Below are 12,076 nucleotides of genomic sequence, written 5' to 3'. Positions count from 1 at the left end.
GTAATGAAGGAGGAGTTTACATGCTAAAGTTTAACATTCGTGGCGAAAACATTGAGGTAACTCCAGCGATTCGCGAGTATGTAGAGACGAAAGTGGATAAAGTTGAACGCTATTTTAATGAGGACGTCAATGCAACAGCAAACGTTAACCTCAAAGTGTACAATGACAAACAAACGAAAGTAGAAGTAACGATTCCGATGAAAAATGTGACGCTTCGTGCTGAAGAACGTCATAACGATATGTACGCAGCTGTCGACTTAATTGTGGATAAGTTAGAGCGTCAAATCCGTAAGCATAAAACAAAAGTAAACCGTAAATTCCGTGAGCGTGAGGGTGCTGGTTTACACTTTGCGAATATTGTGCAACCTGGGGCAGAAGTGGAGCAGGAAGAAGAATACGCAATTGTTCGTACAAAGCAATTTGACCTAAAACCAATGGATCAAGAAGAGGCGATTCTTCAAATGAACATGCTTGGTCATGATTTCTACATTTACACAGATGCAGAATCAGACAGCACGAACATTGTGTACAAACGAAAAGATGGAAAATACGGCTTAATTGAAACAACTTAACGAAACACTAAGTCCTCGTGTAACGCGAGGGCTTTTTACTTATTTACGGCTGTCAGTTTGCACCACCTCATACCTAAATGCTAAAATGAAATGTGATACTAAACGGGAAGTGACAATTCATGCTAAACATCTTAAATAAAATGTTTGATTTCAATAAAAAAGAAGTAAAACGCTTAGAAAAGATTGCGGATCAGGTAGAGGCGTTAGCGGGTCAAATGGCTAGTCTTTCAGATGAGCAACTACAAGCGAAAACACCAGATTTTAAACAACGTTATGAAAATGGGGAATCGTTAGATGCGCTATTACCAGAAGCATTTGCGGTAGCGCGTGAAGCAGCGAAGCGTGTATTAGGCATGTTCCCATACCGTGTACAAGTCATGGGGGCTGCATCGTTACATGACGGCAATATCTCGGAAATGAAAACCGGGGAAGGGAAAACGTTAACGGCCACAATGGCCGTTTACTTAAATGCTTTAACAGGTAAAGGTGTCCATGTTGTGACAGTCAATGAATACTTAGCAACACGTGACGCAACAGAGATGGGCGAGCTATATAACTGGCTTGGTTTAACAGTTGGTTTGAACTTAAATAGTTTAGATAAAAATGCTAAACGCGACGCTTATGCAGCGGATATTACGTATTCAACGAACAACGAGCTCGGGTTTGATTATTTACGTGATAATATGGTGTTGTACAAGGAAGATAAAGTACAGCGCCCGCTTCACTATGCCGTAATTGATGAGGTCGACTCGATTTTAATCGATGAGGCACGTACGCCGTTAATCATTTCTGGACAGGCTGGCAAAATGGCGCAGCTGTATGTACAATCGAATGCATTTGTGCGTATGTTAAAAGCCGAAGAGGACTACAATTACGATGAATCTTCCAAAGGTGTAACATTAACGGAAGCAGGAATTGAGAAGGCAGAGCGTGCATTTGGCATCGATAATTTATTTGATTTATCACATGTTCGCTTGAATCATGCGATTAACCAGTCATTAAAAGCGCATGTATCTATGCATCGTGATGTCGATTACGTTGTGCAAGACGGCGAAGTAATCATCGTTGATGGCTTTACGGGGCGTTTAATGAAGGGGCGTCGCTATTCAGACGGTTTACACCAAGCAATCGAGGCAAAAGAAGCGTTAGATATCCAAAATGAATCGATGACAATGGCGACGATTACGTTCCAAAACTACTTCCGTATGTACGAAAAGCTTTCTGGCATGACTGGTACAGCGAAGACAGAGGAAGAGGAATTCCGCAATATTTATAACATGCAAGTCATCGTGATTCCAACGAATAAGCCGATTGCACGTGATGATAAGCCAGATTTAATTTATGCATCGATGCAAGGGAAATTTGAAGCAGTTGCGAAAGATATTGCAGAACGTCATCAAGCAGGGCAGCCAATCTTAGTCGGTACAGTCGCCATTGAAACGTCTGAAATTATTTCGAAATTACTAACGAAATATAAAATTCCACATAATGTATTAAATGCGAAAAACCATGAGCGTGAAGCGGAAATTATCGCCAATGCGGGGAACAAAGGGGCCGTAACGATTGCGACGAATATGGCCGGTCGTGGTACGGATATTAAACCAGGTGAAGGCGTACTAGAGGTTGGTGGCTTAGCTGTTATTGGTACAGAACGCCATGAATCTCGCCGTATCGACAATCAGTTGCGCGGTCGTTCAGGTCGTCAAGGGAACGTCGGTGTGACACAGTTTTACTTGTCTTTAGAAGATGATTTAATGCGCCGTTTCGGTTCTGACAATATGAAAAATATGATGACAAAGCTCGGGATGGATGATTCACAGCCAATTCAATCGAGAATGGTGTCAAAAGCAGTTGAATCCGCCCAAAAACGTGTAGAGGGTAACAACTTTGATGCGCGTAAACGTTTATTACAATACGATGATGTATTACGCCAGCAACGTGAAGTAATTTATAAAGAACGTGAAGAAGTGCTGGAAACAGATAACATGCGCGGCCTTGTGGAGAATATGATTCATGAGTCCATTGAAAATGCAGTGGCGATTCATACACAAGGTGAACAAAAAGAGTGGAACTTACAGGCGCTTGTCGATTACATTTCGGGGAACTTACTGGATGAAGGGGAGTTAACTGTCACTGATTTTGAAGGCTTAACAGCTGAGCAAATCGTGAATGTAATTAAAGAAGTTGTCACAGTTCGTTATAATGAGAAGGAAGAAGTATTAACGCCTGAACGGATGCGCGAGTTCGAAAAAGTCATTTTACTTCGTGCCATTGATACGAAATGGATTGACCATATCGATGCGATGGATCAACTGCGTCAAGGGATTCATTTACGTGCATACGGTCAAAATGATCCGCTGCGTGAATACCAGCAAGAAGGTTTTGCGATGTTCGAGGACATGGTTGCTTCCATTCGAGAAGATGTGACGAAGTATGCGATGAAAGCTGAAATTCGCAACAACTTACAACGCGAAGAAGTAGCGAAAGGGCAAGCGGTGAATCCGAAAGAAGAGGGCGCTGCAAAGCCGAAAAAAATGCCGGTTCGTAAAGCTGCAGAAATCGGCCGTAACGATTTATGTCCATGTGGTAGTGGCAAAAAGTATAAAAACTGTCACGGGGTAGCAGAATAAAAAAATTCTGTTGCTGTTTAAGGAGTTATATTTAAGTGGTTATGCTCGTTCGGCTGAATTATGCCTGTATAGAGTGAGATTTTGCTCGTTCAGCGTGAGTGTATACTAGAGCGTGCATGATACACTAAAACACCATCTCGACCAAAAAGCGGTCGAGATGTGTTTTTCTAATTTGTACTTGGAGGATTTTGAATGATGATTGAATTAGCAGAAGCAAGAAATATCCTTGAAACTACAGCTACTAAGTTAGCGGACTTCAGGGGGTCTCTTTGACTTAGAAAACAAAGAGGCACGTATTCAAGAATTGGATGAAATGATGTTAATGCCTGATTTCTGGAATGATCAGCAAGCAGCGCAAACGGTTATTAATGAAGCGAATGGCATTAAAGCCATCGTGAATGAATATAACGATTTATTATCAACGCAAGAAAATCTTGAAATGACGTTAGAGCTATTAAAAGAAGAGCCAGATGACGATTTACAAGCAGAACTAGGATCAGAATTAGACCAATTTGAAGTGAAAATGGCAGATTTCGAACTGCAAATGCTATTATCGGAGCCCTACGATAAAAATAATGCGATTTTAGAGCTTCACCCGGGTGCTGGAGGTACAGAGTCTCAAGACTGGGGTTCGATGCTACTGCGTATGTATACACGTTGGGCAGACAAGCGCGGCTTCAAAGTAGAAACACTGGATTATTTACCTGGTGATGAAGCGGGGATTAAATCGGTTACGTTGAAAATCTCTGGTCATAATGCTTATGGCTATTTAAAAGCAGAAAAAGGTGTACACCGTCTTGTACGGATTTCGCCGTTTGATTCATCCGGACGCCGCCATACATCGTTCGTATCATGTGACGTGATGCCAGAGTTTAACGATGAAATCGAAATCGAAGTTCGTACAGAAGATTTAAAAATTGATACGTATCGTGCGACAGGTGCTGGTGGTCAGCATATTAATACAACAGATTCAGCTGTTCGTATTACGCATACACCAACAGGGGTTGTTGTACAGTGTCAATCGGAGCGTTCACAAATTAAAAACCGTGAGCATGCAATGAAAATGTTAAAAGCGAAACTGTATCAATTAGAAATTGAAAAGCAAGAGCAACAATTAGCTGAAATTCGCGGTGAGCAAAAGGAAATCGGTTGGGGCTCGCAAATTCGTTCATATGTTTTCCATCCGTACTCCATGGTAAAAGATCACCGTACAAATGAAGAAACAGGGAATACTGGCGCTGTAATGGATGGTGATTTAGATGCCTTCATTAACGCATATCTTCGTTCGAGAATCGCTAAATAATCCATTAAGAATCGTCTAGTCACTTAAGGCTAGGCGTTTTTATTTTGTACTAGAACGTGCTTGGGTTTGATTTAAAATACATGGGCAACCATCTAAAAAATGCAAAGGCGTATGTACAGGGGGAATAATATGTATACGTCATGGTGGCAGTAATGGAATATCTTGTTCTGTATGTAAATGCTATAGTATGTATCGATATTCAAATATACGCCCTCGCAATGAAAAGCGAATATGTCAGGTTACATAGGTGGGTTAAAACGGTGCCAATCTTTATAAACAGCTTTAAATAACATCGCTGCCGTGACATATTGATTGTTGAAAGAGGAAATTAAGACTGGCAAATTGATATCGATCTTATCTTTAAAGGTCACTGTGACATGTGTTTTATGATTCATAATATTTGTGACCGCGTTATAGGCAATCCAAATATTATGCTCAGATCTAGGTGAATAGAGAGGAAACATGATGTACGGTTGGTAGCCGCTATCTACACCAATGACAATAGGGAGCTTATGTTTATTGTCTGCAAGGAGTTGTTTAGCTCTTTCGGTAGCTGTGCGATAGCTGCTGCCCATACTTTTGCAAGCGTTGTCTACGAGTTTAAGAGATTTTTTGGGTACATGAAAAATGCCTCTTTTTTCATAAACAAGTGTATGATTTTTTTGGCCGTGGCGAATAGATTGTAGTAGATACGTATCACGATTGATTGTGTAATCTGGTGTGAAGTCGTGTGGTCTAGTCAATTATACCCCTCCTTTGTTAGCATGGTTATTTACAATAATACTCATTCGTAAATAAAAAGCAATATAAAATTAGAAAATTCTGAAATTTAAATTTAATTATTCAGAAAATATTGCAAATTGGACCTTATTTTTTGTATAATAGCAAAAAGGGTATCGGGGTGATATCGATGGATAAATATTATTCGTATACAGATTTTTTACGAGCGGTCGGGCAATACCCAAAGGAAATGGAAAGTGAAAAGCTGTTGAACGACATTTATTTGGATTTATTTTTAGGCAGGTTACAGCGACTACAACGCATTGACCAGCTAAAGCAACTCATCGATATATCATTAGATGAACGAAATGAACAAGCATTCCAGCAATATTGTGAAGAATTACAATGTTTACAGGAAGAAATTAAAAAAGAATAGATAAAAATCGCTGCGGATATTTCGTAGCGATTTTTTTGTGCCTATTTAATGTGAATTGCTTTTCTAGTAATATTTAATAGAATATACGTTCGTTTATTTGTCGATTATTGTAATAGGGTATGTTAAAATATGTTTACGGATATAGAGAAAGGACGATAGACAATGAGGGAAACATTTGATATACAGTCCAGCTACCGACCGAGTGGCGATCAACCTACAGCGATTGCGGAACTCGTGAAGGGAGTAAAAGACGGCAAGCGCCATCAAACATTACTCGGTGCAACCGGAACAGGAAAAACATTTACAATTTCGAATGTGATTAAAGAAGTGAATAAGCCAACTCTTGTGATGGCGCATAATAAAACACTTGCAGGTCAATTATATAGCGAGTTTAAAGAGTTTTTCCCGAATAATGCGGTTGAATATTTTGTGAGCTATTACGATTACTATCAACCAGAAGCGTATGTGCCACAAACCGATACGTATATCGAGAAAGATTCGAGTGTGAATGACGAAATTGATAAACTGCGACATTCTGCTACATCAGCATTATTTGAGCGACGAGATGTCATTATTATCGCATCGGTATCTTGTATTTATGGTTTAGGGTCACCAGAAGAATACCGTGAGATGGTCGTATCGATTCGGACAGGGATGGAGATAGAGCGTAATCAATTGCTACGAAGGCTTGTCGATGTGCAATATGAGCGCAATGATGTCAATTTTACACGTGGAACATTTCGGGTGCGCGGGGATGTCGTTGAGATTTTCCCTGCCTCTCGTGATGAGCATTGTATTCGCGTTGAATTTTTCGGGGATGAAGTAGACCGTATTCGCGAGGTTGATGCCCTTACTGGTGAAGTGCTGGGTGAGCGTGAGCATGTAGCGATTTTCCCTGCTTCTCACTTCGTCACACGCGAGGAAAAAATGAAAAAAGCGATTGACAATATTGAAGTAGAGCTAGAGTGGCAGCTTGAAAAATTCCGCGCAGAAGACAAGTTATTAGAAGCACAGCGTCTCGAGCAACGGACTAATTACGATTTAGAAATGATGCGTGAAATGGGCTTTTGTTCGGGCATTGAAAACTATTCGCGCCATTTAACGTTGCGTGAAGCAGGCGCAACACCGTATACATTACTCGATTACTTCCCAGAAGATTTCTTACTCGTTATCGATGAAAGTCACGTCACATTACCACAAGTGCGCGGGATGTATAACGGAGACCAAGCGCGAAAGCAAGTGTTAGTCGACCACGGTTTCCGTTTGCCGTCTGCACTCGATAACCGTCCACTGAAGTTTGATGAGTTTTTGTCTAAAGTGTCGCAAGCGATTTATGTATCGGCTACACCTGGACCGTATGAGCTAGAGCATACACCTGAGATGGTAGAGCAAATTATTCGCCCGACTGGATTACTTGATCCAACGATTGACGTTCGCCCAATCGAAGGACAAATTGATGATTTAATTGATGAAATTCATGAACGGATTCGTCAAAATGAGCGCGTGTTAGTGACGACATTAACGAAAAAAATGTCCGAAGATTTAACGGATTATTTAAAAGAAATGGGCTTAAAAGTAGAATATTTGCACTCGGAAATTAAGACGCTCGAACGGATTGAAATTATTCGTGAATTGCGTAAAGGCACGTACGATGTCCTTATCGGTATTAACTTACTACGAGAGGGACTAGATATTCCGGAAGTATCGTTAGTCGCGATTTTAGATGCAGATAAGGAAGGTTTCTTGCGTTCGGAGCGTTCGTTAATTCAAACAATCGGTCGTGCCGCACGTAATGCGAATGGGCATGTCCTCATGTATGCAAATAATATGACAGATTCTATGAAAAAAGCGATTGATGAAACGAAGCGTCGTCGCTCGATGCAAGAAGCATACAATCAAGAACACGGCATTGTGCCGCAAACGATTATTAAGAAAATTCCTGATATTATTCGTGCGACACAAGCGGCGGAAGCGGAAGAAACGTATGTCACAAAAGTGACGAAAGGGAAGAAGCTGACGAAAGCAGAGTTAGACAAGCTCATTGCAACACTTGAAATCGAAATGAAAGATGCGGCAAAGGCGCTTGATTTCGAGCGTGCGGCAGAACTACGTGATACGATTTTTGAACTGAAAGCAGAAAGGTGACAAAACGTGAAAAATACCGAAATTGTTGTACAAGGTGCACGGGCACATAATTTAAAAAATATTAATGTAACGATTCCACGTGATCAACTTGTTGTATTAACAGGTTTATCGGGATCAGGTAAATCGTCACTCGCTTTCGATACGATTTATGCAGAAGGGCAGCGTCGCTACGTAGAAAGTTTATCGGCCTATGCACGGCAGTTCCTTGGACAAATGGATAAACCAGATGTGGACACAATTGAAGGATTATCACCCGCGATTTCCATTGATCAAAAAACAACGAGTCGTAACCCGCGTTCGACAGTAGGTACGGTAACGGAAATTTATGATTACTTACGTCTGCTATTTGCACGTGTGGGTAAGCCGGTTTGTCCCAATCATGGCATTGAAATTACGTCGCAAACAATTGAGCAAATGGTGGACCGTTTACTTGAATATCCAGAACGTACAAAAATGCAGCTCTTAGCACCGATTGTAGAAGGGAAAAAAGGGACGCATGTGAAGCTATTAGAAGATTTAAAAAAGCAAGGCTATGTACGTGTTCGCGTAAATGGTGAGTTACGAGATTTAGATGACAATATTGAACTCGATAAAAATAAAAAGCATACGATTGAAGTAGTCGTGGACCGGATTGTGATAAAAGAAGGAATTGCCACGCGGTTAAGTGATTCACTAGAAGCAGCTCTTCGTTTAGCAGAAGGGCGTGTATTAGTCGATGTGATGGAGCAGGAGGAGCTATTATTTAGCGAGCATCATGCCTGTCCACATTGTGGCTTCTCGATTGGAGAATTAGAGCCGCGCATGTTCTCGTTTAACAGTCCGTTTGGGGCATGTACATCCTGTGACGGGCTCGGCATGAAAATGGAGGTTGATCCGGATTTAGTCATTCCAGATTGGGACCGTACACTACTTGAGCATGCCATTGCCCCGTGGGAACCGACAAGTTCGCAGTATTATCCGCAGTTACTAAAGGCGGTATGTGCACATTATCAAATCCCTATGGATGTGCCTGTAAAAGAGCTACCTAAAGAGCAATTAAACAAAATTTTAAACGGCTCTGGTAAAGACAAAATCGAATTTACGTATACGAATGATTATGGGCGTACCCATTCACAAATGGTTGAATTTGAAGGGGTATTAAAAAATATTGAACGCCGCTTTAAAGAGACAACATCTGATTATGTACGGGAGCAGATGGAAAAGTATATGGCAGAGCAGGCTTGCCCGAGCTGTAAAGGCTATCGTTTAAAGCCAGAGTCCCTTGCTGTTAAAGTGGGTGACAAGCACATTGCGGAAGTAACGCAATATGCCATTCAAGAAGCACAATACTTTTTCGAGTCGCTAGTATTATCAGAAAAAGATCGGCAAATTGCGCGTTTAATTTTACGTGAAATTAATGAACGGTTAGGCTTCCTAATGAATGTAGGGCTTGATTATTTAACATTAAGTCGTGCAGCAGGAACGCTTTCTGGCGGGGAAGCGCAGCGGATTCGCCTTGCCACGCAAATTGGCTCTCGTTTAACAGGGGTGCTCTATATTTTGGACGAGCCGTCCATTGGTCTCCATCAGCGTGATAATGATCGTCTCATTTCAACGCTTCAAAATATGCGTGATTTGGGCAATACATTGATTGTTGTCGAGCATGATGAAGATACGATGATGGCAGCTGATTATTTAATCGATGTAGGTCCTGGTGCAGGGGTACATGGTGGCACCATTGTGGCACAAGGCACACCGCAAGAGGTCATGAATAATGATGCATCAATAACAGGGCAATATTTAAGCGGGAAAAAGTTTATTCCACTACCGATTGAACGTCGCCCATTAGACGGCCGTAAGCTCACGATTAAAGGCGCATCTGAAAACAATTTGAAAAAAGTACATGTGGATGTGCCACTTGGATTGTTTGTTGCGGTAACAGGTGTATCGGGCTCTGGGAAGTCCACATTGATTAATGAAATTTTATATAAGTCGCTGGCACAAAAATTAAATCGTGCAAAAGTGAAACCCGGTGCACATAAAGAAGTGAAAGGGATCGAACAGCTTGAAAAAGTCATCGATATTGACCAATCACCAATCGGTCGTACACCACGTTCCAATCCGGCAACGTATACAGGTGTGTTTGATGATATTCGGGATGTCTTTGCAGCAACGAATGAAGCGAAGGTGCGGGGCTATAAAAAAGGGCGGTTCTCCTTTAATGTCAAAGGGGGACGCTGTGAAGCTTGTCGTGGTGACGGGATTATTAAAATTGAAATGCACTTTTTACCGGATGTGTATGTACCATGTGAAGTATGTCACGGGAAGCGTTATAATCGTGAAACACTCGAAGTACGATACAAAGAAAAAAATATTGCCGATGTACTCGATATGACGATTGAAGATGCAGTCGTCTTCTTTGAAAATATCCCGAAAATCCATCGTAAATTGCAAACAATTGTGGATGTCGGGCTTGGTTATATGAAGCTTGGTCAGCCGGCAACGACTTTATCGGGCGGTGAGGCGCAACGTGTGAAGTTAGCATCAGAATTGCATCGTCGTTCCACAGGGAAGTCATTTTATATTTTAGATGAGCCAACAACAGGTCTCCATGCCGAGGATATTGCTCGCCTCTTAAAAGTATTGCAGCGCCTTGTGGACAATGGGGAGACGGTGCTTGTTATTGAGCATAATTTAGATGTTATTAAAACAGCGGATTATATTATCGACCTTGGTCCTGAGGGTGGCGATAAAGGTGGAACGATTGTCGCTATCGGTACACCAGAAGAAATTTGTGAAGTCGAAGCAAGCTATACAGGCCGCTATTTAAAGCCGATTTTACAGCGTGATCGCCAGCGAATGGCGGCTATCATTGAACAAGCGAAAGTAAAATAAGTAGCGCTAAGTAAAGTGAATGAGCAATCCACTTCTATTTTAGCTAATAATTAATTAGAGTCCGAATGAAACTTTTTATCCTCCCGCATCGTATAATGATGTAAATGACGAAAGGGAGGATTTTTTTGATGGATGAACGTAAACGGATTTTAAAATTAGTGGAAGACGGAACGATTTCAGCAGATGAGGCTATTCAATTGCTTGAGGCATTATCAAAACAAAAAGACTCCACGCCATCTTCATCACCTTCTACATATGTAGAGCCGATGCAAGAAAAAAATGAATGGCAGCAATCAACATTTGAACAAGAAAAGAAACGTAAAACGACAGGCTTTGAAGATTTATTTAGTAAATTAGGTAACAAAGATTTAAATAAAAAGATGGACGAGCTCATGCATGAGTTACGCCATGATTTATCGGAGTTTAGCGGCCGTATGATGACGCTCATGAATACGACGCTGTCAAAAGTAAAGGACTTGGATGTTGAATTCCCGTTCGGTGAAAAGATGGAATTTGATAAAACGTACGCCTTTAATGCAGAAGAAGTAAGAGGCTTCGAAATTGATATTCCGAACGGTCGTGTAACGATTGAAAAAGGGACAGCATCAACGATTCAAATTGAAGCACATGTCAAAACATCCAAAAATGGGACAGAGCAAGAAGCAATGGATCGTTTTACAGATCGTTTTGTGGAATTAAAAGACGGCAAAATTGAAGTGACAACACAGGCAAAAATGGCACATGTGGCACTGCGTGTAGTACTTCCGGAGAAGCATTATGATGTGCTCATTGTTCGTTTACTAAACGGTGGGATTACATTAAACGATATTGATGCCAAAATTGTGAAAGCAAAAACGTACAACGGTAATGTCATCGTAGAGCATGCAACATTTGAGCATGCAGATTTACAATCAGCGAATGGGGCGATTGAAGCGCGTCACGTTGCAGGGCAAGACTTAGAAGCGGAAACAGCGAATGGCCGTGTGTACATTGATGGCGATGTGAAAGAAGTAGAGGCAGAATCTGTTAATGGTCATGTAGTAGTGACAACAACTTCTACCAACGCACATAAAGTGAAAGCACGAACAGTGGCGGGCTCTGTAGAAATATATGTACCCAAAAATGTGTCACTAGCTGGGCAAGTTACTTCGAATTTTGGTCGAACAGACGTAGGATTAGCCGATGTGACAACGCGTGTCGAAGAAGACCAATTTTTACTCAAAACATTACATTTCGATAAAATCATTACCGATGCACCATTACTCAAATTAGTTGGTGAGTCACGTACAGGTTCCATTATCGTTCGTTACACAACACAGGGTGAATAATTTGGGGGGCAAGTCGCTTAGGCGGCTTGCTTTTTTCGTTGTGTTGTTTTGAACGAGCAAAGATATTT

The 12,076-nt window shown here is 41.3% G+C and carries 8 protein-coding genes; 7 read left to right on the top strand and 1 reads right to left on the bottom strand.

Features of this window, described 5'->3' with window-relative positions; genetic code table 11:
* Positions 1–20 precede the first annotated feature (20 nt).
* From hpf to prfB, 3 genes are all read left to right on the top strand, one after another.
* Positions 21–572, top strand: a complete 552-nt coding sequence (hpf, locus tag AAGS61_RS18965; protein WP_391375636.1) for a ribosome hibernation-promoting factor, HPF/YfiA family — start codon at positions 21–23, stop codon at positions 570–572.
* Between the two features lie 119 nt (positions 573–691).
* Positions 692–3,202 (top strand): preprotein translocase subunit SecA, encoded by a 2,511-nt coding sequence (secA, locus tag AAGS61_RS18960; RefSeq protein ID WP_391375633.1) that lies wholly within the window; start codon positions 692–694, stop codon positions 3,200–3,202.
* A 198-nt stretch (positions 3,203–3,400) separates the two neighbouring features.
* Positions 3,401–4,505 (top strand): peptide chain release factor 2 gene (gene prfB / locus AAGS61_RS18955; protein WP_391375708.1). Its coding sequence is split into 2 segments (ribosomal slippage): positions 3,401–3,472 and positions 3,474–4,505, totalling 1,104 coding nucleotides; the frame shifts between segments, so codons are not numbered across the junction.
* A 239-nt stretch (positions 4,506–4,744) separates the two neighbouring features.
* Here the strand turns inward: prfB and AAGS61_RS18950 are convergent.
* On the bottom strand, positions 4,745–5,248 hold the full coding sequence (locus AAGS61_RS18950) for a competence protein ComK (protein WP_391375630.1): 504 nt from the start codon (positions 5,246–5,248) through the stop codon (positions 4,745–4,747).
* A 167-nt stretch (positions 5,249–5,415) separates the two neighbouring features.
* On the opposite strand from AAGS61_RS18950, the gene AAGS61_RS18945 reads away from it, so the two are divergent.
* The 4 genes from AAGS61_RS18945 to AAGS61_RS18930 all read left to right on the top strand — a co-directional run bounded on the left by AAGS61_RS18945 (position 5,416) and on the right by AAGS61_RS18930 (position 12,008).
* On the top strand, positions 5,416–5,661 hold the full coding sequence (locus AAGS61_RS18945) for an IDEAL domain-containing protein (RefSeq protein ID WP_391375627.1): 246 nt from the start codon (positions 5,416–5,418) through the stop codon (positions 5,659–5,661).
* A 162-nt stretch (positions 5,662–5,823) separates the two neighbouring features.
* Entirely contained in the window at positions 5,824–7,806 is a 1,983-nt protein-coding gene (uvrB, locus tag AAGS61_RS18940) for an excinuclease ABC subunit UvrB (RefSeq protein ID WP_391375624.1), read from the top strand.
* A gap of 6 nt (positions 7,807–7,812) precedes the next feature.
* On the top strand, positions 7,813–10,680 hold the full coding sequence (uvrA, locus tag AAGS61_RS18935) for an excinuclease ABC subunit UvrA (RefSeq protein ID WP_391375621.1): 2,868 nt from the start codon (positions 7,813–7,815) through the stop codon (positions 10,678–10,680).
* A 128-nt stretch (positions 10,681–10,808) separates the two neighbouring features.
* Complete coding sequence (locus AAGS61_RS18930) at positions 10,809–12,008, top strand: DUF4097 family beta strand repeat-containing protein (RefSeq protein WP_391375618.1); 1,200 nt, start codon at positions 10,809–10,811, stop codon at positions 12,006–12,008.
* The last annotated feature ends 68 nt before the right edge of the window (positions 12,009–12,076 follow it).

This window comes from Lysinibacillus sp. KU-BSD001, from assembly GCF_042920265.1.
Classification (GTDB): Bacteria; Bacillota; Bacilli; order Bacillales_A; family Planococcaceae; genus Lysinibacillus_B.
The sequence above is the reverse complement of the archived record's forward strand: the minus strand, read 5'-3'. Positions and strand labels throughout refer to the sequence as shown.

Coding starts and splice junctions, on each gene's coding strand:
- hpf (WP_391375636.1), top strand. CDS start 21: ATGCTAAAGTTTAACATTCGTGGCGAAAACATTGAGGTAACTCCAGCG.
- secA (WP_391375633.1), top strand. CDS start 692: ATGCTAAACATCTTAAATAAAATGTTTGATTTCAATAAAAAAGAAGTA.
- AAGS61_RS18945 (WP_391375627.1), top strand. CDS start 5,416: ATGGATAAATATTATTCGTATACAGATTTTTTACGAGCGGTCGGGCAA.
- uvrB (WP_391375624.1), top strand. CDS start 5,824: ATGAGGGAAACATTTGATATACAGTCCAGCTACCGACCGAGTGGCGAT.
- AAGS61_RS18930 (WP_391375618.1), top strand. CDS start 10,809: ATGGATGAACGTAAACGGATTTTAAAATTAGTGGAAGACGGAACGATT.